The sequence below is a fragment of the Streptomyces sp. NPDC001858 genome (assembly GCF_053594615.1).
Window position 1 is genome coordinate 483,485 of the sequence record NZ_JBSFEV010000001.1, and the last position, 21,566, is coordinate 505,050.

A 21,566-nucleotide genomic window follows, 5' to 3' on the forward strand; every position below is an offset into this window, starting at 1 on the left:
ATGGCCATGGACGCCGTCTCCGTCATCCGCACCAAGCGGGACCGCGGTGAGCTCAGCGACGAGCAGATCGACTGGGTCATCGACGCGTACACCCGCGGCGAGGTCGCCGACTACCAGATGGCCGCCCTGAACATGGCCGTGCTGCTCAACGGCATGAACCGCCGCGAGATCGCCCGCTGGACGGCCGCGATGATCGCCTCCGGCGAGCGCATGGACTTCTCCGCCCTGTCCCGCCCGACCGCCGACAAGCACTCCACGGGCGGCGTCGGCGACAAGATCACGCTCCCGCTGGCCCCCCTCGTGGCGGCCTGCGGCGCGGCCGTGCCCCAGCTCTCGGGCCGCGGCCTCGGTCACACCGGCGGCACCCTGGACAAGCTGGAGTCGATCCCCGGCTGGCGCGCCCTGCTCTCCAACGAGGAGATGCTGTCCGTGCTGGACGGCACCGGCGCGGTGATCTGCGCGGCCGGCGACGGCCTGGCCCCCGCCGACAAGAAGCTCTACGCCCTGCGGGACGTGACCGGCACGGTCGAGGCCATCCCGCTGATCGCCTCCTCCATCATGTCGAAGAAGATCGCGGAGGGCACCGGCTCCCTGGTCCTGGACGTGAAGGTCGGCACCGGCGCCTTCATGAAGACCATCGAGGACGCCCGCGAGCTCGCCTCCACGATGGTCGGCCTCGGCACCGACCACGGCGTGAAGACCGTCGCCCTGCTCACCGACATGTCCACCCCCCTCGGTCTCACGGCGGGCAACGCCCTGGAGGTCCGCGAGTCGGTCGAGGTACTGGCCGGCGGCGGCCCGGCGGACGTCGTGGAACTGACCATCGCGCTCGCCCGCGAGATGCTCGACGCGGCCGGCGTGACGCACACCGACCCGGCGAAGGCCCTGGCCGACGGCTCGGCGATGGACGTCTGGCGCCGCATGATCGCGGCCCAGGGCGGCGACCCCGACGCCCAGCTGCCCACGGCGAGGGAACAGCACGTCGTGACGGCGCCCTCCACCGGCGTCCTCACCCGCCTCGACGCCTACGACATCGGCATCGCCGCCTGGCGCCTCGGCGCGGGCCGCGCCCGCAAGGAGGACCCGGTGCAGGCGGGCGCGGGCGTCGAGCTCCACGCCAAGCCCGGCGACACCGTGCGCGAGGGCCAGCCCCTGCTGACCCTGCACACGGACACCCCGGAACGCTTCGACTACGCCCTCCAGGCGGTCGCGGGCTCCTACGACATCGACGCGCCGGGAACCGCCTACACCGCCTCGCCGGTGGTGCTGGAACGTATCGCCTGACCAGGGGATATCTCGTCCGGGTGAACGGGACCGGTGGACCTCCGCCGGTCCCGTTCGGCATGCTGGACTCGGTGACGCACCTAGAGGAGACCGCCATGAGCGCACTCACCGTGAGCCAGGACCCCGAGCAGAGCTGGGACGACCTCGTCCGGTTCTGGGAGGAGATGGAATGGCCCGAGGGCAGCAAGGTGGAGATCATCGAGGGGATCATCACCGTGTCACCTGCTCCCGCGTACCGCCACAACATCATCGCGGCACGCATCCAGCGCCGCCTCTACTCAGTCATTCCCGAGGACTGGGAGATCTTCCAGACACTGGCCATCGCGGTTCCGTCCCGCCTGGGCATGCTGATCCCGGACTTGGTGGTGGCGCCGGTTCTGGACACCCCGGAGACGGACACCTACGTACCGGCCGGTCTCGCCGAACTCGTGGTCGAGGTCACCTCCAAGTCCAACGCTCGCCATGACCGCATCAGCAAGCCCGCCGCCTATGCGACCGCGGGAATCCCGCTCTACCTCCTCGTCGACAGGTGGGCTCCCGAAGGTCCCACCGCAACACTGTTCGGAGAACCCAAGGACGATGTCTACCGCCCGTTGAGCGTCGCCAAGTTCGGGGAGCCCCTCAAGATTCCGGCCCCGTTCGACCTCACCATCGACACCGGCGAGTTCCCGACGAGCCAACGATGAGTTGAACCCGTTTCCGGGGTCTACCGCACGTGGACCCCGAGACACCGCCCGTACTCACCCTGCACGGTCCCGTCGCCCCCGACCGGGCGGCGGTGCTCGCCGATGCCGTACGGGCGCTGCTGGCGTCCTCCGGGGCCGGGGTCGTCGTCTGTGATGTGGCCGGGCTCGGGCCGCCGGGGCTCGCCGCCGTCGAACTGCTGGCCCGCCTCCAGCTCGCCGCCCGACGGGCCGGGGGACACCTTCGTCTGCGGGCCCCCGACCCCGCCCTACGCGCCCTGCTCGACCTCGTCGGGCTGCCCGTCCAGGTGGAGGGGGAGACCGAACAGGGGGAACCAGCGCTGGGTGTCGAGATAGAAGTGGAACCCGGTGAGGCGGCCGTCTGAGATCTCCAGGACCTGGATCGCCCACGGGCTGAACCCGCCCTGGTCCGGGTCCGGCTTGTACTGCGCGAAGCCCGGCAGCCCGTTGACCTGCACCGGCAGCAGCCGGGAACCCTCGCAGGCCGAGCCGATCGTGGTCATGAAGCCGGTGATGTCGGCGTGCCCCGTCAGCCACAGGTCGAACGGCGGCATCGTCATGATGGCGTCCTCGTGGAGGAGGGCCGTCAGCGCCGTCATGTCGTAGCCCTCGAAGGCCGCCACATAGCGTTCGAGGAGCTTCTGCTGCTCTTCGTCCAGCGGGTCCGACACCGCAGCGTCCGCCCCGGCGGACTCCCGCTCGGAGAGCGTCGCCCGCGCCCGCTGGAGCGCGCTGTTGACCGAGGCGACCGAGGTGTCGAGCAGTTCGGCGACCTCGCTCGCCTTCCACGCCAGCACCTCCCGCAGGATCAGCACCGCCCGCTGCTTGGGCGGGAGCTGCTGCAGCGCGGCCATGAACGCGAGCCGCACCGACTCCTTGGCGATCGCCGCCTCGGCCGGGTCCTCCACCGTCGGCAGCACACGGGCGTCGGGCATCGGTTCCAGCCAGGTGTGGTCGGGGCGGGGGGAGAGCGCCGCCCGGGCGAGCGGGGTGGCCTCGGACAGGTCCATCGGTCTGGCCCGCTTGTTGCCGGCCGTCAGCATGTCCAGACACACGTTCGTCGCGATCCGGTACAGCCACGAGCGCAGGCTGGACCGGCCCTCGAACTTGTCGTAGCTCCGCCAGGCCCGCACGAGGGTGTCCTGCACCGCGTCCTCCGCCTCGAAGGACGAGCCGAGCATCCGGTAGCAGTAGCCGGTCAGCTCGGTCCGGTGCTTCTCCAGTGCGACGTCGATCTCCGTCGTCGTCGCCGTGCTGTCGCTCATCGTCCACCCACCCCTGTGGCCGTTCTGTCACGCGCCTTTGCGCCCAGCACTTCGGAAGCTACCGCAGCCCACTGACAACGGCCCGCCGAGTGAACAAAAGCGCAGGTCAAGGCGCAGTGTCAGGTACTTTCACACCAGCTGCTTCACGGACATCAACAGATGCCGATGGGCGTCCGGGGCGTCCGTCGCGCCCAGCAGTGCCCGCTGCCCCGTCCCCAGCAGCTCCACCCGCAGCGCCGACGCCTCGAAGGAGGCCAGCGCGTCCAGCAGATACGCCGGGTTGAACGCCACCGTCACCTCCTCGGCCCCGGTCAGCACGGCGGGCAGCCGCTGCGTCGCCACGTCGTCGCCGTACCCGGCGCGCAGCAGGACCGACTCCGCCGAGAAGTCCAGGCGCACCGCGCTGTTCGCCTCCGCCACCACCGCGACCCGGCGCACGGCCTCCGTCAGCGCCCCGCACTCCACCTCGGCGACCGCCGCCCCCGCCATGTCGAACAGCTTCCCGTAGGCCGGCAGCCGCCCCTCCAGCGGCCGCACGACCGACCGCATCCGCCCGCCCTCGAACCCGATCGGCCCGCTCCCCGAGGCCCCGTCGAGCCCGACCCGCACCACCCCGCACCGCGCGAGCGAGCGGGCCACGTCCAGCAGCCGCCGGGCCGGCACGAGCGCCTCCACCACCGCCCCGTCGGCCGTCCCCGCCTCCGCCTTCCACCCCAGCCGCCGTACCGCATACCGGTACCGGTCCGACGCCGACAGCGTCATCTCATCGCCGTCCAGGCGCAGTTGGACGCCGGTCAGCACCGGGAGGGTGTCGTCGCGGCCCGCCGCCACCGCGACCTGGGCGACGGCGGTCGCGAACGCGGCCGCGTCCACGGTGCCGTACGGCTCGGGCGGCGCGGGCGGGGTGGGGTACTCCTCGCGCGGGAGGGTCGACAGGCCGAAGCCGACGCCGCCCGCCTCGACCGTGAACCGCGTCCCCTCCAGGCGGCAGCCCACCGGCCCGTCCGGCAGCACCTTGCAGATGTCGAGCAGCCTCCGCCCCAGGACGAGCACCCGGCCCTCGACGGCCGTCTCGGCGTCCGTCTCGATCCGCGCCGCCGTCTCGAAGTCGAACCCCGACACGCTCAGCCGCCCCGCCGCCGCGTCCAGCAGCAGCCCGCCCAGGACGGGCACCGGCGTACGGGCGGGCAGCGCGCGGGCCGCCCAGCCCACCGCCTCCACGAGGTCACCGCGATCGATCCGGAATTCCATGGACGAGCCCCCTGCCAGCACCGGTTGTCAGTGGTCGCGGAGGCTATCCGCAGCCACTGACAACCGGCCCTGAGCAGGGGGAACCCCGATGGTTCAGTGGGCGGCGACCAGGGTCTGCCGACGGGCCGCCCGGGTCCCGAGCACCGTGATCGACACGACGCCGAGCACCGCCAGGACGCCCACGCCGACCGTGCCGGCCCAGCCGCCCGCGTGGAAGGCGATCGCCCCGACCGTGGAACCGGCGCTGGAGCCGATGTAGTACGCGGACTGGTAGAGCGCGGAAGCCTGGGCGCGGCCGGTCGTCGCCGTCCGGCTGACCGCCGAGGACGCCACCGCGTGGCCCGCGAAGAAGCCCGCGGTGATGAGCACCAGGCCCAGCAGGACCGGCACCAGCGAGTCCGCCAGCGACACCAGCAGGCCCGCGGCGGTCGTACCGCCCGCCAGATACAGCGCCCCGCGCCGGCCGAGCCGTCCGACCAGCCGGCCCGCCGTCGAGGCCGACACCGTGCCCACCAGGTACACCAGGAAGATCGAGCCGACGATGCCCTGCGGCAGGGAGAACGGGGCCTCCGTCAGCCGGTAGCCGATGACCGTGTACACGCCGCCGAAGACGGTCATGAACAGCGCGCCGATCGCGTACAGCCGGCACAGCAGTGGGTCGGCGAGGTGACCGCGGACCGTACGGACCAGCACCCGGGGCGCCAGCGAACCCGTCTTGAAGTGCCGCGGCGCGGGGAGCAGCAGCCGGAAGGCGATCGCGCAGGCCACCGCCAGCGCGCCGATCGCGCCCACCGCGACCCGCCAGCCCCACTCCTGCGCGACCCAGCCGGTGATGACCCGGCCGCTCATCCCGCCCACGCTGTTGCCCGCCACGAACAGACCGATCGCCGTGACCAGCGCCTTGGGGCGGACCTCCTCCGCGAGATACGCGGTCGCCGAGGCCGGCACTCCGGCCAGCGCCGCGCCCTGCACCGCCCGCAGCACGACCAGCGCGCCCAGCGACGGCGCGAAGGGAACCAGCAGGCTCACGCCCACCGCGACGCCCAGCGAGGCGGTCATCACCGTACGGCGGCCGTAGCGCTCCGACAGGGCGCTCATCGGCAGGACGAACAGCGCCAGCGCACCGGTCGCCGCCGCCACCGTCCAGCTCGCCTCGCTCGCCGCCACCCCGAAGTCGGCGGAGATCAGCGGCAGCAGCGCCTGCGTGGAGTACAGCAGGGCGAAGGTCGCCACACCGGCGAGGAAGAGCGCGAGGCTCATCCGACGGTAGCCGGGGCCACCCGGAGCCATACGCGAGTCGGAGGCGGGGGCGGAGGGAACGGCGGGGACGGCGGGCAGGGACGGGACGGCGCCCACGATCGTGGACGCCCCGGTACTGGCGGGAGACATGCTTCGAAACTACGTACGCTCCGGTTCATCCGTCCAATGCATGGACTCGGCATAATCGTTCCCATGGTGCATCAACAGAGGTCACAGGTCCGGCTGTCACCGTCCAGTGACACAGAAGACATGGTGACGAAGCTGGCGCCCCGGCTCGCCTGGTTCGCCGGAGTGGCCCGCACCGAGCACGTCACGCGGGCGGCGCAGGAGATGCAGGTCCCGCAGTCGACGCTGTCCCGGGCGATGGTCCGCCTCGAACAGGACCTGGGCGTCGACCTGTTCGCCCGCAGAGGCCGCACGGTGTCGTTGACCCCCGCCGGCCGCACCTTCCTCACCTCGGTCGAGCGCGCCCTCGCGGAGATCGAGAAGGCCGCCGACGAAGTCCGCGCGGACGCCGACGCGGCCACCGGCAAGGTCGCGTTCGGCTTTCTGCACACCATGGGCGCCGAGACCGTCCCCGGCCTGATCCACGCCTTCCGCGCCGACCATCCGCGCGTCCGCTTCAGCCTCGTCCAGAACTACGGCGAGGCGATGATCGAACGCCTGCGCGCCGGGGAGTTGGACCTCTGCCTGACCTCCCCGGTCCCGGACGCCCCCGACCTGGTCGCCCGCCGCCTCGACGAGCAGAAACTCCGCCTGGTCGTCCCGGCCGACCACCGCCTCGCCGCTCGCAGGCGGGTCCGCCTCGCCGAGGCCGCCGACGAGACCTTCGTGACCCTGGAACCCGGCTACGGGCTGCGCCGCATCACCGACGACCTCTGCAAGGAGGCCGGTTTCCGTCCGAAGGTCGCCTTCGAGGGCGAGGAGGCGGAAACGCTGCGGGGCCTGGTGGCGGCGGGCCTGGGCGTGGCCCTCCTCCCCCCGCCCGCGGTGGCCCGCCCGGGCGTGGTGGAACTGACGGTCACCTCGCCGCGAGCGGCCCGGGAGATCGGCGTGGCCTGGCTGGACGGCCACCCGGACACACCCCCGGTGGCGGCCTTCAAGAAGTTCCTGCTGTCGAAGAGGGGCACCTTGCTGCCGACGTAAGCGCTAGGCGCTCCGCTGGATGTGCCGCTATGTGCCGTCGTTCTGCTGCGGCGCCGTCGTGGCTGGTCGCGCAGTTCCCCGCGCCCCTTTGGGGCGCTGCCGAACCGTAGCCGACCTGAGCGCTGTGCCAGGCGCTGCGCTGGATGTGCCGCTATGTGCCGTCGTTCTACTGCGGTGCCGTTGTGGCTGGTCGCGCAGTTCCCCGCGCCCCTTTGGGGCGCTGCCGACTTCGTCCGACCCGCTCCGCCGCGTGGGCGCGACCGGCCGCATCCGGCCCGCGGACCGAACACGACCGCACCCCCGCCCCCTACCGTCGCAACGACCGGCCGAACCCCACCGCCAGCGGCATTCGCAGGCCCAGTGGCGGCGGAGCCGCCAGCGCGTCCTCGAGCGGGCGGGCGAACGCCCGCCCGAACAGCACGCCCATCACGAAGTCCTCGGCCAGCGCCAGCACTTCCGCCCGGTACTGGTGTAAACCGTGCCCGTCCGTGTGCACCTCGAACCGGCACACCTCCCGGTTCGCCTTCTTCGCGCGCGCCGCGAGCCGGAACGACAGCTCGGGGTCGCAGCGCTCGTCGTTCGTGCCGTGCACGATCAGCACCCGCCGTCCCGCCAGCTGCTTCACCGGTTCGGGCGAGGCCGCCATGTCCTCCTCCGGCAGCCAGGGCGCCATCGCCAGCACGGAGTTGACGGCCTCGTGGCCGCCCGAGTGCAGCGCGGCCCGCGCGCCCATGCCGACCCCGGCCAGACACACCGGGACGTCCCCGTACCGCCGTACGACCTCGTCGGCCGCCCAGGCCGCGTCGGCGGCGAGCTGCGCCTCGCTGCCGTTCCAGCCGCGGTAGCGGTAGTGCACGGCGTGCACGGCCAGGCCCTCCTGGTGTCCGGCCCGCGCGAGCTTGCGCCCCAGGCCCCGGACGGAGGCGGCCGCAAAGAGGGGGGACGGTCTTCGACCGGAGGTCTCCTCGCCGCCCGGGAGCAGCAGCACCACCCCGCTCACCGCCGTCGGCTCCGGGCCGAGCGCCCTTCCCAGCCGGGCCGTTCGAACCGGCGTCACTTCCTGTGCCATGACAGAACAGTGTCAGAAGCACCGGTGTACTCCACCCGTCCGCGCGGTCACCGTTACGTATCGGCGGAGTTGTGCAACGCGCCGTCTACGCGCGTAGGAGTTAGAGTGCGGAAATGACGAGCCAGAGCATCCAGGCGGGCGGCATCCCGAGTTCGGACCAGATCCGGCGGGCGCCCAAGGTTCTGCTGCACGACCATCTCGACGGCGGGCTGCGCCCCGGCACGATCGTCGACCTCGCCCGGGAGACCGGGTACGCCCAACTCCCCGAGTCCGACGCCGACAAGCTCGGCGTCTGGTTCCGGGAGGCCGCCGACTCCGGTTCCCTGGAACGGTACTTGGAGACGTTCTCGCACACCGTCGGCGTCATGCAGACCCGCGAGGCGCTCGTCCGCGTCGCCCGCGAGTGCGCCGAGGACCTCGCCGAGGACGGCGTCGTCTACGCCGAGGTGCGCTACGCGCCCGAGCAGCACCTGGAAGGCGGGCTGACCCTCGAACAGGTCGTCGAGGCCGTCAACGAGGGCTTCCGGGACGGCGAGCGGACGGCGCGCGAGAACGGCCACCGCATCCGCGTCGGCGCCCTGCTGACCGCGATGCGGCACGCGGCCCGCTCGCTGGAGATCGCCGAACTCGCCAACCGCTACCGGGATCTGGGCGTCGTCGGCTTCGACATCGCGGGCGCGGAGGCGGGCTTCCCGCCCACCCGGCACCTCGACGCCTTCGAGTACCTCAAGCGCGAGAACAACCACTTCACGATCCACGCCGGCGAGGCCTTCGGGCTGCCGTCCATCTGGCAGGCCCTGCAGTGGTGCGGCGCGGACCGGCTCGGGCACGGGGTGCGCATCATCGACGACATCGAGGTCGCCGCCGACGGCAGTGTGAAGCTCGGCCGGCTCGCCTCCTACGTGCGCGACAAGCGCATCCCGCTGGAGCTGTGCCCGTCTTCCAACCTCCAGACCGGAGCGGCCGCCTCCTACGCCGAGCACCCCATCGGGCTCCTGCGCAAGCTCCACTTCCGGGCCACCGTCAACACCGACAACCGGCTGATGTCCGGCACCGGCATGAGCCGGGAATTCGAGCACCTTGTCGACGCATTCGGCTATACGCTCGACGATCTCCAGTGGTTCTCGGTCAATGCTATGAAGTCAGCATTCATTCCTTTCGATGAACGACTCGCCATGATCAATGACGTGATCAAGCCCGGATATGCCGAGCTGAAGTCCGAATGGCTGTTCCAGCAGACCGCCTCCACCAGCGGTTCTGTGGCCTCGGAGGACTGATAGCCGACCGGGGCAGGGGACGGAATGCGGGCGGGTGTTCACCAATCGTCCGCATTTCGATGTTTGCCGTCGCCCCCTCCTCGTGTTTACGGTCGAGAACCGCTCTGTTCCCCGTATCCCATTCGAGGACGCATTTATCATGAAGCAGTCTGCTGCCAAGACCCTCGGTGTCGCCGCTCTCGGTGCCGCCTTCGCCGCCGTCGGCGCGGGCGCCGCGAACGCCGCCCCTGCCGTTCCGGACGCCACGCAGGCCCTGGACGGCATCACCAAGACGCTGCCGGCGGAGAACGTGGCCCAGGCGCTGCCCGGCGCCGCCGGTCAGGCCCTGACGCAGGCCCAGCCGGCCCTCGGCGCGGGACTGGCCGCCGCCCAGCCGGTCGCCGAGAAGCTGCTCGCCGGGAGCCCCACCGCCCCTGTCGCCGGGCTGCTGGGCGGTCTGCCGCTGCAGGGCCTGCCCACGCACGGCCTGCCGATCAACGGCATCCCGCTGGGCTGAGCGGCGCGGCACGCGCCACGCACCACGCCGTTGGGGCGCACCCGGAAGACACCGGGTGCGCCCCAACGGCGTTGTCGTGGACGGTGGTCACCAGGCCGTGCGGGCCGCCTTGTCCTCCGAGGGGAGCAGCACCCACAGCGCTATGTAGAGCAGGAACTGCGGGCCGGGCAGCAGACACGAGAGCAGGAAGATCACCCGCATCGTGGTCGCGGAGGTGCCGAAGCGGCGGGCCAGCGCGGCGCACACTCCGCCGATCATGCGGCCGTTGGTGGGGCGGGCGAGGCTGGACATCTGCGGCTCCTTCGTGAGCGTCGGGCCGAAGGACGGCCCCTGCGGCCGTCCTTCGTCATCTGCCGTCAACGCTACGGAGACGAAGGGGACGAAGCGTCGCTCTACGGTGCGATGCCGACCCTGGGAATCCTCGGGGTGCGACCCTGAGCCGCCTCCTCCAGGCGGACCGGGGCAGGCGCCCGGCGCTCGTCCCTGCGGCGCAGCCGCGCGCGCAGCGCCGGCACCACCGCGAGATGCGCGAGGGCCACCCCCACGGTGTTCAGCAGCATCGAGTCGACGTCCGCGACCTGACCGGGCACCCCGGTCTGCAGCAGCTCGATGCCCAGCGACAGCAGCGCGCCCGCCGTGACGGTACGGATCAGGGAGGCGAGCGGCGAGACCCGCAGCCGGCCGTGCACCAGCGGCAGCAGCACGCCCAGCGGGGCGAGCAGTCCGAGGCCCGCGCCGATGCGCCGGGCCGCCTCCGGCCAGCCCAGCCGCAGATCGGCGCGGATCCCGTCGAACGGGTGCAGGTTGGCGGGCATCACCCAGGGAACGTTCAGCGGGCGCAGCGTGACCCAGGCGACGAACACGAGGTGGGCGGCCAGGAGGAGAATCCCGGTCGCGCGGATGCGGATCGCGGCGCTGCCGCCGATGGAGCCTTGACGCTGCACGCCCCCCAAGACGCGCCCCCCGGCACGATCGGTTCCGGCCCCCGGCCCGCTACCGGCGGTAGTCCCCGCTCCGGCCCACCCGCCGCCACCCCACGTCAGACGGTGACCTGCGACGACGACTTCCGCCGACCCCCCATGAGGCGTCCGCCACACGACACCGCGCCGAACCGGCACAGCCGCCGCCCACGACCGCTACCGAGACCGGCGGGAGTCCCGCTCCGGTGCGCTTGCCGCCGTCGCACGACGAGGACGACTTCCACCAGGCTCGCCATGAGGCGAAGCGGCTCAGCGGCCGGTCCGTGACTGCCGCCGAGCCCGGCGGGAGTCCCCGCTCCGGTGCGCTTGCCGCCGTCGCACGACGAGGACGGCCTGGGCCGGCTCCGGAGCGGCTCAGCCGCCGCCTGCGACCGCTGACGGCGGCGGCTGCGCGCTGCCGGGGTCGGGGGAGTTCCCGGTCCGGTGCGCCCCGCCGCCGGTCCACGGCAGACCGTGACCTGCCTGGGCGACTTGTGCCGGGCTCGCCAGGCCGCGGAGGGGGTCAGCCGCCGTCTGTGACTGCTGACGAGGGGGGTTCCGCGCTGCCGGGGCGGGAGCGGACCTCGTCGGTGCACGCGTAGCGGCGCAGCGGGTCGGAGCCGGGGCCGCCCAGCACCACCGAGCCGTCGCCCTCGGCCGCCGCCGAGTCGGAGAACGTGCAGACGACCTGGGCGAGGGCGAACGAGGTCAGGTCGCCCGGCGAGGCGTTCAGCCGCAGCGCGTCGTCCGGGTCCTGCGGGCGCGGCCCGTTCACCGACATCCCGCCGCGCACGTCCGTCGTGTACCCGGCCTCCTTCTCGGGCGCGGACGGCGACTCGGCAAGCTGGTCGAGCAGACCTTGCGCCACCAGCACCCGCCGCTGGGAGTCCGCCGCGCCGTCCGGCACCCGCACGGACCGGTCCACGGCCACCAGCGAGGAACCGCACAGCAGGAACACCTGCACCGGCACGCCCGCACGGGCGGACTGCGAGGTGACGTCCGGCTCGGGGAGCGAGCAGCGCACCCGGGACGGCGCCGGCCCGAAGTCGGTCGGCACCTCGGTGGCCCGGATGCCGCAGCCGCCGAGCAGCCCGGCCAGCCCGGCCAGCACCGGCACGGCGAGCAGCCGTCGCAGCGCTGCACGGCCCATCGTCACGATGCGTCCCCCTTGTCCGGCACGGCCGTCCTGCCCTGCTCGCCGCTCTGTTCCGCCAGCTCGGAGGCGTCCCGGGGCAGCCGCAGGGTGAACACCGCGCCGCCCTCGGGGTCGTTGGCGGCGGTGATCTCGCCGCCGTGGATATGGGCGTTCTCCAGGGCGATGGACAGGCCCAGCCCGCTGCCCTCGGAACGCGGCCGGGAGGCGCTCGCCTTGTAGAACCGGTCGAAGACGTGCGGCAGCACCTCCTCGGGGATGCCGGGCCCGTGGTCGCGCACCGAGATGACGACCGAGTCGTCCGCCTCGGACACCGACACCCGCACCGGCGACCCGCCGTGCTTGAGCGCGTTGCCGATCAGGTTGGCGAGGATGACGTCCAGCCGGCGCGGGTCGAGGTGCGCGTGAATGCCGCGCGCGGCGTCCAGGTCGACCGCGTCCAGCCAGGCGCGCGCGTCGATGCAGTGGGTGATCTGGTCGGCGAGGTCGACGTCGTCCAGGACCAGCCGCGCGGTGCCCGCGTCGAAGCGGGTGACCTCCATCAGGTTCTCGACGAGGTCGTTCAGCCGGCGCGTCTCGCTCACCACGAGCCGCACCGCGGGCTCGATCATCGGGTCGATGCTGCCCGACTCGGCGTCCAGCTCCTCCTCCAGCACCTCCGCGACGGTGGTGATGGCGGTGAGCGGCGTGCGCAGCTCGTGCGACATGTCTGCGACGAACCGGCGCGAGGCGTTCTCCCGGGCGGCCATGTCGTGCACCCGCTTCTCCAGCGCCTCGGCCGTCCCGTTGAACGTCCGTGACAGATCGGCGAGTTCGTCCGTGCCGGAGACCCGCAGCCGGGTGTCGAGCTTCCCCTCGCCCAGCCGCCGCGCCGCGACGCCCAGCCGGTGCACCGGCTTCAGGACGGTCGTGGCGGCGGCCTGCGCGAGCAGCGCGGCGCCGATCAGCGCGAGGGCGGTGGCGATCCCCAGCGACCAGGCCAGCGAGTTGAGGTCCTTGGCCTCCGGCTCCAGCGACTTGCGCATGTACCCGGTCGGCCCGCCCCCGATCACCTTCGTCCCGGCCACCAGATACGGCGTCCCGTGGTCGACGACCCGCTGCCAGTACAGGTGGTACGGCGACTTGTTGCCGCCGGTGACGTCCTGCTCCTTGTTGACGGCCGTGCGCAGCGACCGGGGCACGTCGTCCAGCGAGAACCCGTTCAGCCCGCCCGAGTTGCCGTACACGGTCTTGCCCGTCGAGTCCGAGCCCACCAGCAGCACGCTGAAGCGCTGGCTGCTGTTGGCCATCTGCCCGGCGGTGTGCTGGAGCTCGTCCTGCGAGGGATGCTCGGGCAGCGAACCCGCCCGGTTCTGCATCTCCTGCTCGAAGTCCCGCAGCACCGCACCCTGGGTACGGGTCAGGACGGCCTCGCGGTTGAGCCAGTAGGCGATGCCGGACGCGGACACGGCGGCGGTCAGCGCCACCGCCCCGAACACGACCACGAGCCGCAGCCGCAGACTGGTGAGCCGCAGCCGCGACAGTCTTCCCTTGCGCACCGCGGACCAGCCGCGGAGCCCCCCTCCAGCCGCTGTCACTGAGGGGCGTCCAGGCGGTAGCCCACACCACGCACGGTACGGATCAGCACCGGGGACGACGGAACGTCCTCCACCTTGGCCCGCAGCCGCTGGACACACGCGTCCACCAGGCGCGAGTCGCCCAGGTAGTCGTGCTCCCACACCAGCCGCAGCAACTGCTGCCGGGACAGCGCCTGCCCCGGCCGCCGGCTCAGTTCGAGCAGCAGCCGCAGTTCGGTCGGGGTGAGCTGGAGGTCCTCGCCGTTCTTCGTCACCGTCATCGCGGCACGGTCGATGACGAGGCTGCCGAAGCTCGCCGAGTCGTTCGACTCCCGCTCACCGCGCCGCAGCACGGCCCGGATACGGGCGTCCAGCACCCGCCCCTGCACGGGTTTGACGACGTAGTCGTCGGCGCCGGACTCCAGCCCGACGACCACGTCGATGTCGTCGCTGCGGGCGGTGAGGAGAATGATCGGCAGCTGGTCGGTGCGCCGGATGCGCCGGCACACCTCGAAACCGTCGATGCCGGGCAGCATGACGTCCAGCACGATCAGATCCGGCCGCTGCTCGCGCAGCAGCTTCAGACCGTCCTCACCGCTCGCAGCGGTCGCCACCCGGTGCCCCTGGCGCGTCAGTGAGAGCTCCAGGGCCGTACGGATGGCGTCGTCGTCCTCGATCAGCAACAGGGAAGGCACGGGCTCATTCTGGCCCATGAGGGCCCTGTCGTTCGACCTATGGGGCGGGGCTCAGGCGCCAGAGGGAGCCGGTTTCCGCGGCGCGAGCTGCGGACAACGCGTCGGAGGCGTCTTTCGAACGCATGTGCCTGCGTCGTACATCGATCCGGTCCGCAACCCGCAGACCTGCGGTTTCGACGAGTCCGAGCAGCTCGTCACGGGTCCGCGGACCGAGGTGCTCGGCCAGGTCGGACAGCACCGACCAGCCCTCGCCGCCCGGCCGCAGGTGCTCCACCAGACCTCCCAGGAACCCGCGCAGCGGTTGCGGCAGGCAGCCCGGACGTCGGGGGCACCGAGAGTCACCCCGTCGGCGTCCCGCGGTGACCTGCGAGGACCAAGGCGACGGCTGTACTGCGGACTGCTGTGAACGATCTGTGGTGCCGCGATGACAGGCCCCTGTGACAGGTCTGTGACAGTCGGCGGACACGGCGATGAAGTGGCCCGGGCAATCTTTTGGTCACGGGGCAAGAGACCGAACACCGGCAAGTCCACGACGGGGGGCGCGAGATGAACACGCTGCACGGTATGAGCACCAGCGCAGTGATCACGCGCCTGCACGACGTGAACCGGGGTTCCGAGAAGTCCGGTGCCGTGAGCGGGCGGGGGTGCGCTCGCGGCACCGGGCGTCAGCACACCGGTTACATGACGGTGGTTGACGCTCACACGGGGGAGCAGGCGGCGCACGGGGGAGCCGCGTACGGGGAGGACACGGGGGAGCGTCGCTCGCTGACGGAGGCGGAGTTCACCGCCTACGTCCAGGAGCGCCGCGCCTCCCTGTACGCAACCGCCTATCACCTCACCGGTGACCGCTTCGAGGCCGAGGACCTGCTGCAGAGCGCGCTGTTCTCGACCTATCGGGCGTGGGACCGGATCAGCGACAAGGCCGCCGTCGGGGGTTACCTGCGACGGACGATGACGAACCTGCACATCAGCGCGTGGCGCCGCCGCAAGCTGAACGAGTACCCGACCGAGGAGCTGCCGGAGACGCCCGGCGACACGGACGCGATGCGCGGCACGGAACTGCGCGCGGTCCTGTGGCAGGCGCTGGCCCGGCTGCCCGAACTCCAGCGGACGATGCTGGTCCTGCGCTACTACGAGGGCCGCACCGACCCGGAGATCGCGGAGATCCTCGACATCAGTGTCGGCACGGTGAAGTCCAGCATCTGGCGGTCGCTCCGCCGGCTGCGCGAGGACGAGGTCCTCAGCTTCGGCCGTGACGAGGAGAACGCCTTCGGGGAGCTTGTCGCCTGAGGGTCACGGGGGAAGGGCCCGGCTCCGCTCAGGGGAGCCGGTGAACGGGTGAAACCGGGGAAACCCAGGGGAAACAGGGGAAAACTGGGGGGGGGATGCGGTACCGGGGGGCCCGACGGGGGACGTCAGGGGAGCGGTACCGCGCAGCACGGGGGAAGCACCACCCGGGGGGACGGGGGGTGCGGGGGAGCGGGACTGGAGGGCCGGGGGGTCCGTCCAGTCCCGCTTTTTTTGTCCCGCTTTTTTCGTGCCCCGGACCAGTCCTAGACGACGGTGCGGGCCGTCGAGGGCTTTCGGCCCGCCGCCGCGGCGGCCAGCCGGCCCATCGCCTCGTCACGGTCGCAGGCGTACGCGCCGAGCCCGGTCTGGCGGGCCACGATGGAGCGTTCGGCGCGCATCAGCCGCCAGCCCCGGCGCAGCAGGAAGGGGACCGACTTGCGGCCCTCCTTCAGATCGCGCAGGAAGCGGCGGCGGAAGGTCTTCACCGGGCCGCGGCTCAGACACAGCGCGTCGGCCAGGACGCCCAGTTCCCGGCAGCGGTCGACGATCTCGGCGGCGAAGATGCCCTCCGCGATGAACAGCGGGGTCCGCCCGATCTCGACCGCCTCCGCGCCGGTGCGGGCGCTGAGCGAGATGTCGTAGACGGGAACGTTCGTCCGACCCGTGCCGCACAGCTCCACGATCGCCGAGACGGCCGTGTCCGCGTCCCAGGAGTCGGGGTGGTCCCAGTCGATGTCGGAGCTCCCGGCGACCTGCGGCAGCGTCGGGTCGTCGCCCTCTTTGTAGAAGTCGTCGAGCCGCAGCACCGGGAGGCCGGAGCGGGCGGCGAGCAGGGACTTGCCGGAGCCGGAAGGGCCGCAGAGCAGCACGACTCGCGTCGGTATGGGCGGTTGGGAGGTCACGGGACACCAGTGTGCGGCATGCCCCCGCCCGTCAACGACCCCGCGGGTCGGCTTTGATGCGCGCGTCACACCTCAACTACCCTTCGTGTCGACCCGATCACCTTGCGCAGCAGAAGGCGGCATCGCGATGGCCCGACACGACTCCCCCCAGACCTCCACCGGCCGGCGCGCCCTCGCCGCCCTCGCGACCGCCGGAGTGGCGCTGGGGGCGGGCGCCGGCAGTGCCGTCGCGGCCACCGGCGAGCCGGTCGTCGACGTGCTGCGGACGCACCCCACGTCGGTCGGCCAGCTCGACCCGCAGGCGGGCGTGCAGGGTGCGCTCGGCTCCCTTACGTATGTCACCGGCGCGGTCTCCGGCCTCAAGCCCAACCCCCTGGCGGGCACCGGCGTCGACCCCCTCGACAACGGCGTCGGCACCCAGCTGGCCGACTTCCGGCCGATCACCTCCCAGATGCTGACCGGGCCGGTGGCGCAGGCGCAGTCGATCGGCTCGATCCCGGTACTGGGCGAGGCCACGAAACTGCTGGGCGGCTGACCGCCTCCTCCCACGGACGGAAGCCGCGTCGCCCCCGGACGGAGGGGCAACGCGGCTTCCGCCCCTAAAGGGGCGCGGGGAACTGCGCGACCAGCCACGACGGCGCCGCAGCAAAACGACGGCACATCGCGGCGCGTCCGGCGGAGTGCCTAGTAGGCGGAGCCCGATGCGCCCAGGGAGCCCGTCGGGTGCCAGACCGTTTTCGTCTCCAGGAAGGCCGTCATACGGTCCGTGCCCGGAGTCGCCGACCAGTCGTCCACAGGCTGTGGACGAAGGATGCGCTTCAGATTGTCGGCCGCCGCGATCTCCAGCTCCTTCGCCAGCACCTCGTCGGCGCCGGCCAGGTCGATCGCGTTGACGTCCTGGTGCGCGGCCAGGGGCGCCGCGATCTCCGCCGTACGACCGGAGAGGACGTTGACGACCCCGCCGGGGACGTCGGAGGTGGCCAGCACCTCGGCGAGGGAGAGGGCGGGCAGCGGGGACTTCTCGCTCGCGATCACGATCGCCGTGTTGCCCGTCGCGATCACCGGGGCGAGCACGCTCACCAGACCCAGGAACGACGACTCCTGCGGGGCCAGGACCGCGACCACGCCCGTGGGCTCGGGGGACGAGAGGTTGAAGTACGGGCCCGCGACCGGGTTTCCGCCGCCCACGACCTGGGCGATCTTGTCGGTCCAGCCCGCGTACCAGACCCAGCGGTCGATCGTCGCGTCCACCTGGAGCGCCGCCTTGGACTTCGACAGGCCCTCGGCGTCGGCCACCTCACGGGTGAACTGGTCCCGGCGGCCCTCCAGCATCTCCGCGACGCGGTAGAGGACCTGGCCGCGGTTGTACGCCGTCGCCCCGGCCCAGCCGCCGAAGGCCTTGCGGGCGGCGACGACCGCGTCACGGGCGTCCTTGCGGCTCGACTGCGGGGCGTTCGCCAGCCACTTGCCCTTGGAGTCGCTCACCTCGTACACCCGGCCGCTCTCGGAACGCGGGAACTTCCCGCCGACGTACAGCTTGTAGGTCTTCAGCACAGTCAAGCGGTCAGACATCGAGGTACGCCTCCAAGCCGTGGCGGCCGCCCTCGCGGCCGAAGCCCGACTCCTTGTAGCCGCCGAACGGCGACGTCGGGTCGAACTTGTTGAACGTGTTGGACCAGACGACACCGGCGCGCAGCTTGTTCGCGACCGCGAGGATGCGCGAGCCCTTCTCCGTCCAGATGCCCGCCGACAGCCCGTACGGCGTGTTGTTGGCCTTGGCGACGGCCTCGTCCGGGGTGCGGAAGGTGAGGACCGACAGGACCGGGCCGAAGATCTCGTCGCGGGCGACCTTGTGCGCCTGCGTGACGTTCGTGAACAGCGTCGGCGCGAACCAGTAGCCGGCGCTGGGCAGTTCGCACTCCGGCGACCATCGCTCGGCGCCCTCCGCCTCGCCCTGCTCGACGAGCGAGGTGATCCGGGCGAGCTGCTCCTCGGAGTTGATCGCGCCGATGTCCGTGTTCTTGTCGAGCGGGTCGCCGAGGCGGAGCGTGGAGAGCCTGCGCTTCAGCGAGTCCAGCAGCTCGTCCTGGATCGACTCCTGGACCAGCAGCCGGGAGCCCGCGCAGCAGACCTGGCCCTGGTTGAAGAAGATCCCGTTGACGATCCCCTCCACCGCCTGGTCGATCGGCGCGTCGTCGAAGACGATGTTGGCGCCCTTGCCGCCCAGTTCGAGGGTGAGCTTCTTGCGGCTGCCCGCGACCGTGCGCGCGATCTCCTTGCCGACGGCCGTGGAGCCGGTGAAGGCGACCTTGTTCACATCCGGGTGCGCGACGAGCGCGGCGCCCGCGCCGCCGTAGCCCGGGAGGATGTTGACGACGCCCTTGGGGAGTCCGGCCTGACGGCAGACGTCCGCGAAGAAGAGCGCGGACAGGGGGGTCGTCTCGGCGGGCTTCAGCACCACCGTGTTGCCGGTGGCGAGCGCCGGGGCGATCTTCCACGCCAGCATCAGCAGGGGGAAGTTCCAGGGGATGACCTGGCCCGCCACGCCGAGGGGTCGCGGGTTCGCGCCGTAGCCGGCGTGGTCGAGCTTGTCGGCCCAGCCCGCGTAGTAGAAGAAGTGCGCGGCGACCAGGGGGAGGTCGGCGTCGCGCGTCTCCTTGATCGGCTTGCCGTTGTCCAGGGTCTCCAGGACGGCCAGCTCGCGGCTGCGCTCCTGGATGATCCGGGCGATGCGGAAGAGGTACTTCGCGCGCTCGGAGCCCGGCAGTTCGGACCACTTCTCGAAGGCCTTGCGGGCGGCCTTCACCGCGCGGTCGACGTCCGCCTCGCCCGCCTGGGCGATCTCGGAGAGGACTTCCTCCGTGCTGGGGCTGACCGTCTTGAAGACCTTGCCGTCGGCCGCCTCGACGAACTCGCCGTCGATGAACAGGCCGTAGGAGGGGGCGATGTCGACGACCGAGCGGGACTCGGGCGCCGGTGCGTAATCGAATACCGAAGCCATGGTGATCAGTCCACCGTCACGTAGTCGGGGCCGGAGTAGCGGCCGGTGGCCAGCTTCTGACGCTGCATCAGCAGGTCGTTCAGCAGCGAGGAGGCGCCGAAGCGGAACCAGTGGTTGTCCAGCCAGTCCTCGCCCGCGGTCTCGTTCACCAGGACGAGGAACTTGATCGCGTCCTTGGTGGTGCGGATGCCGCCGGCGGGCTTCACGCCGACCTGGACGCCGGTCTGCAGCCGGAAGTCGCGGACGGCCTCCAGCATGAGCAGGGTGTTGGCGGGGGTGGCGTTGACGGCGACCTTGCCGGTGGACGTCTTGATGAAGTCCGCCCCGGCGATCATGCCGAGCCAGCTCGCCCGTCGGATGTTGTCGTACGTCGACAGCTCGCCCGTCTCGAAGATGACCTTGAGGCGGGCCGCCCCGGAGGCCTCCTTCACGGCGACGATCTCGTCGTACACCTTCATGTACCTGCCCGAGAGGAACGCTCCGCGGTCGATGACCATGTCGATCTCGTCGGCGCCGGCGGCGACCGCGTCACGGACGTCCGCCAGCTTGACGTCGAGGGCGGCGCGGCCGGCCGGGAAGGCGGTGGCGACCGAGGCGACCTTGACGCCGGAGCCCGCGACGGCCTCCTTGGCGACGGCCACCATGTCGGGATAGACGCAGACCGCGGCCGTGGTGGGCGTCGTCCGGTCGGTCGGGTCGGGGCGGACCGCCTTCGCGCCGAGCGCCCGGACCTTGCCCGGGGTGTCCGCGCCTTCCAGCGTCGTCAGGTCGACCATCGAGATGGCGAGGTCGATGGCGTACGCCTTGGCGGTCGTCTTGATGGAACGGGTGCCGAGCGCGGCGGCGCGCGCCTCCAGGCCGACCGCGTCGACGCCGGGCAGCCCGTGGAGGAAGCGGCGCAGCGAGCTGTCGGACGCGGTCACGTCCGTGAGTGCCTGCGCTGCTGTGGGTGCAGGTGCATTGGTGGGCATGGTCACCAGACGAGCATATCTACGCGCGTAGCGGGTGTACACCCCCGGAAGTCCTTTCGGGGACGCCGCAGGCCGTCGACCCGCGCGGGGGGCGCGTGTGGGTCGCGTGTCGGCTCGGGCGTGGGCTCCGTGCGGGCTTCGCGTGGGCTCCGCGTGGGAGCGGGTCGCGGTCGTCGGGCAGAATCGGGGCCATGACGAGCCCGGAAGACCAGGAACCAGCGCGCCGGCCCTCGGGGCCCTCGGAGACGCCGGAGACCTCGGAGACGCGCGAGACCTCGGAGACGCCGGAGAGCTTGGAGGCGTCGAAGGCGTCAGAGGCGCCTGCGGCGGGAGAAGCGGGCGAGGCGGGCGCGGCGAGCGAGGTGTCCGGGGGGTCCGCCGGGTCTGGGGCGTCGGTCGCCTCGGGTGGTTTCGAGACCAGGGACCGCATCTACCGGTCGTCCGGGGGCATCGCCGGTGGCGTGCTGTTGCTGGGGCTGTTCGGCTGGCTGGGCATCGACGCGATCGTCGCGGGCGAGGGGCGCACGCCGTGGCTGGCGCTGGCGGCGCTGATCCTGGTGGTGCCGCTGACCGTCGCCCTCACCCTGCGGCCCGCCGTGTACGCGGGCGAGGACCGGCTGCGGGTGCGCAATCCGTTCCGGGTGATCGTGCTGCCCTGGGGGCAGGTCGCCACGCTGCGGTCCGGCTACTCCAACGAGGTCCTGGCCGTGTCGGGCAAGAAGTTCCAGCTGTGGTCCATTCCCGTCTCGCTGCGGGCGCGCAAGCGCGCGACCCGGCAGGAGAGCCGCGCGCGGGCCGAGCAGAGCGCGCAGCGCGAGGGCCGGAGCACCTCCCGGAGCGCCGGCGGGCTCGGCGCGCTCGGCGGCTTCGGCGGCGGCGGTCGCACGCGGGCCGGCCGTGCCGAGCCGGACGGACCCGCGCGGGCCGAGACCGACCGGGCCATGGACGAGCTCCGGCAGCTCTGGGAGGCGCACGAGAAGGACGAGAGCGCCCAGGGGGAGGTCACCGTGCGCTGGGCCTGGGAGATCCTGGGACCGGCGGCGGCCGGGGCCGTGGTGCTGGCGATTCTCCTGGCGGTGGGCTGACCGGGGTCCGGCCCCTTTAGGGGCGCGGGGAACTGCGCGACCGGCCACGACGGCGCCGCAGCGAAACGACGGCACATCGCGGCCCTTCCAGCGGAGCGCTTAGCGTGGGGACTGAGCGGGTCCGGCAAAGCGGGCGGTTCGGCATCGCCCCTTTAGGGGCGCGGGGAACTGCGCGACCGGCCACGACGGCGCCGCAGCGAAA

General features: G+C 72.1%; 22 protein-coding genes and 1 pseudogene. 9 read left to right on the forward strand and 14 right to left on the reverse strand.

Going from position 1 to position 21,566, the window contains the following annotated elements:
- From ACWCPF_RS02365 to ACWCPF_RS02375, 3 genes are all read left to right on the forward strand, one after another.
- Positions 1-1,284: a thymidine phosphorylase gene (locus tag ACWCPF_RS02365; RefSeq protein ID WP_451043063.1), complete on the forward strand. Its 1,284-nt coding sequence runs from the start codon at positions 1-3 to the stop codon at positions 1,282-1,284.
- Positions 1,285-1,379: 95 nt separating this feature from the next.
- On the forward strand, positions 1,380-1,970 hold the full coding sequence (locus tag ACWCPF_RS02370; RefSeq protein WP_451043064.1) for a Uma2 family endonuclease: 591 nt from the start codon (positions 1,380-1,382) through the stop codon (positions 1,968-1,970).
- 29 nt (positions 1,971-1,999) lie between these two features.
- A complete protein-coding gene (locus ACWCPF_RS02375; RefSeq protein WP_451043065.1) occupies positions 2,000-2,353 on the forward strand; it encodes an STAS domain-containing protein in 354 nt (117 codons plus the stop codon).
- Here the strand turns inward: ACWCPF_RS02375 and ACWCPF_RS02380 are convergent.
- The 3 genes from ACWCPF_RS02380 to ACWCPF_RS02390 form a co-directional block, all read right to left on the reverse strand.
- Entirely contained in the window at positions 2,237-3,253 is a 1,017-nt protein-coding gene (locus ACWCPF_RS02380) for a sigma-70 family RNA polymerase sigma factor (protein ID WP_451043066.1), read from the reverse strand. The two genes, ACWCPF_RS02375 and ACWCPF_RS02380, sit on opposite strands and share 117 nt — an antisense overlap.
- Before the next feature lie 129 nt (positions 3,254-3,382).
- Positions 3,383-4,504, reverse strand: coding sequence for a DNA polymerase III subunit beta (gene dnaN / locus ACWCPF_RS02385; RefSeq protein ID WP_451043067.1), 1,122 nt, complete (start codon positions 4,502-4,504; stop codon positions 3,383-3,385).
- A gap of 93 nt (positions 4,505-4,597) precedes the next feature.
- A complete protein-coding gene (locus ACWCPF_RS02390) occupies positions 4,598-5,893 on the reverse strand; it encodes an MFS transporter (protein WP_451043068.1) in 1,296 nt (431 codons plus the stop codon).
- 63 nt (positions 5,894-5,956) lie between these two features.
- Between ACWCPF_RS02390 and ACWCPF_RS02395 the strand changes: the two genes are divergently transcribed.
- Complete coding sequence (locus ACWCPF_RS02395; protein ID WP_451043069.1) at positions 5,957-6,910, forward strand: LysR substrate-binding domain-containing protein; 954 nt, start codon at positions 5,957-5,959, stop codon at positions 6,908-6,910.
- A gap of 307 nt (positions 6,911-7,217) precedes the next feature.
- On the opposite strand, the gene ACWCPF_RS02400 is transcribed toward ACWCPF_RS02395, so the two are convergent.
- Positions 7,218-7,979, reverse strand: a complete 762-nt coding sequence (locus tag ACWCPF_RS02400) for a prolyl oligopeptidase family serine peptidase (protein ID WP_451043070.1) — start codon at positions 7,977-7,979, stop codon at positions 7,218-7,220.
- Positions 7,980-8,092: 113 nt separating this feature from the next.
- Here ACWCPF_RS02400 and ACWCPF_RS02405 point away from each other — a divergent pair, with 113 nt between their 5' ends.
- Both ACWCPF_RS02405 and ACWCPF_RS02410 read left to right on the forward strand, forming a co-directional pair.
- Positions 8,093-9,256 (forward strand): adenosine deaminase, encoded by a 1,164-nt coding sequence (locus ACWCPF_RS02405; RefSeq protein WP_451043071.1) that lies wholly within the window; start codon positions 8,093-8,095, stop codon positions 9,254-9,256.
- A gap of 139 nt (positions 9,257-9,395) precedes the next feature.
- Positions 9,396-9,752 carry an ATP-binding protein gene (locus ACWCPF_RS02410; protein WP_451043072.1) on the forward strand — a complete coding sequence of 119 codons (357 nt, stop codon included), beginning with the start codon at positions 9,396-9,398 and terminating at the stop codon, positions 9,750-9,752.
- Positions 9,753-9,839: 87 nt separating this feature from the next.
- Here ACWCPF_RS02410 and ACWCPF_RS02415 read toward each other — a convergent pair whose 3' ends face one another.
- The 6 genes and pseudogenes from ACWCPF_RS02415 to ACWCPF_RS02440 all read right to left on the reverse strand — a co-directional run.
- The gene (locus tag ACWCPF_RS02415) at positions 9,840-10,043 is read right to left on the reverse strand and encodes a PspC domain-containing protein (protein ID WP_190150823.1); all 204 of its coding nucleotides are present in this window, start codon (positions 10,041-10,043) and stop codon (positions 9,840-9,842) included.
- A 101-nt stretch (positions 10,044-10,144) separates the two neighbouring features.
- Complete coding sequence (locus tag ACWCPF_RS02420) at positions 10,145-10,696, reverse strand: VanZ family protein (protein ID WP_451043073.1); 552 nt, start codon at positions 10,694-10,696, stop codon at positions 10,145-10,147.
- Positions 10,697-11,234: 538 nt separating this feature from the next.
- The gene (locus ACWCPF_RS02425; RefSeq protein ID WP_451043120.1) at positions 11,235-11,861 is read right to left on the reverse strand and encodes a hypothetical protein; all 627 of its coding nucleotides are present in this window, start codon (positions 11,859-11,861) and stop codon (positions 11,235-11,237) included.
- A gap of 2 nt (positions 11,862-11,863) precedes the next feature.
- The gene (locus tag ACWCPF_RS02430; protein ID WP_451043074.1) at positions 11,864-13,441 is read right to left on the reverse strand and encodes a sensor histidine kinase; all 1,578 of its coding nucleotides are present in this window, start codon (positions 13,439-13,441) and stop codon (positions 11,864-11,866) included.
- On the reverse strand, positions 13,438-14,115 hold the full coding sequence (gene afsQ1 / locus ACWCPF_RS02435; protein WP_351908791.1) for a two-component system response regulator AfsQ1: 678 nt from the start codon (positions 14,113-14,115) through the stop codon (positions 13,438-13,440). Before afsQ1 ends, ACWCPF_RS02430 begins: the two co-directional genes overlap by 4 nt.
- Before the next feature lie 37 nt (positions 14,116-14,152).
- Positions 14,153-14,413 (reverse strand): annotated as a pseudogene (locus tag ACWCPF_RS02440) (methyltransferase); the annotation flags it as partial.
- A gap of 248 nt (positions 14,414-14,661) precedes the next feature.
- Here ACWCPF_RS02440 and ACWCPF_RS02445 point away from each other — a divergent pair.
- On the forward strand, positions 14,662-15,405 hold the full coding sequence (locus ACWCPF_RS02445) for a SigE family RNA polymerase sigma factor (protein ID WP_451043075.1): 744 nt from the start codon (positions 14,662-14,664) through the stop codon (positions 15,403-15,405).
- Positions 15,406-15,668: 263 nt separating this feature from the next.
- On the opposite strand, the gene ACWCPF_RS02450 is transcribed toward ACWCPF_RS02445, so the two are convergent.
- Entirely contained in the window at positions 15,669-16,376 is a 708-nt protein-coding gene (locus ACWCPF_RS02450) for a uridine kinase family protein (protein WP_451043076.1), read from the reverse strand.
- A gap of 58 nt (positions 16,377-16,434) precedes the next feature.
- On the opposite strand from ACWCPF_RS02450, the gene ACWCPF_RS02455 reads away from it, so the two are divergent.
- Positions 16,435-16,842 (forward strand): hypothetical protein, encoded by a 408-nt coding sequence (locus tag ACWCPF_RS02455; protein WP_451043077.1) that lies wholly within the window; start codon positions 16,435-16,437, stop codon positions 16,840-16,842.
- Positions 16,843-16,991: 149 nt separating this feature from the next.
- On the opposite strand, the gene ACWCPF_RS02460 is transcribed toward ACWCPF_RS02455, so the two are convergent.
- The 3 genes from ACWCPF_RS02460 to deoC are packed head-to-tail and all read right to left on the reverse strand — an operon-like array spanning position 16,992 to position 20,279.
- Entirely contained in the window at positions 16,992-17,879 is an 888-nt protein-coding gene (locus ACWCPF_RS02460; RefSeq protein ID WP_451043078.1) for an aldehyde dehydrogenase family protein, read from the reverse strand.
- Positions 17,872-19,308 carry an aldehyde dehydrogenase family protein gene (locus ACWCPF_RS02465; RefSeq protein ID WP_451043079.1) on the reverse strand — a complete coding sequence of 479 codons (1,437 nt, stop codon included), beginning with the start codon at positions 19,306-19,308 and terminating at the stop codon, positions 17,872-17,874. The genes ACWCPF_RS02460 and ACWCPF_RS02465 overlap by 8 nt, the downstream gene beginning before the upstream one ends.
- A gap of 5 nt (positions 19,309-19,313) precedes the next feature.
- Complete coding sequence (deoC, locus tag ACWCPF_RS02470; protein WP_451043121.1) at positions 19,314-20,279, reverse strand: deoxyribose-phosphate aldolase; 966 nt, start codon at positions 20,277-20,279, stop codon at positions 19,314-19,316.
- Between the two features lie 191 nt (positions 20,280-20,470).
- On the opposite strand from deoC, the gene ACWCPF_RS02475 reads away from it, so the two are divergent.
- A complete protein-coding gene (locus ACWCPF_RS02475) occupies positions 20,471-21,364 on the forward strand; it encodes a PH domain-containing protein (RefSeq protein WP_451043080.1) in 894 nt (297 codons plus the stop codon).
- Positions 21,365-21,566: the final 202 nt, after the last annotated feature.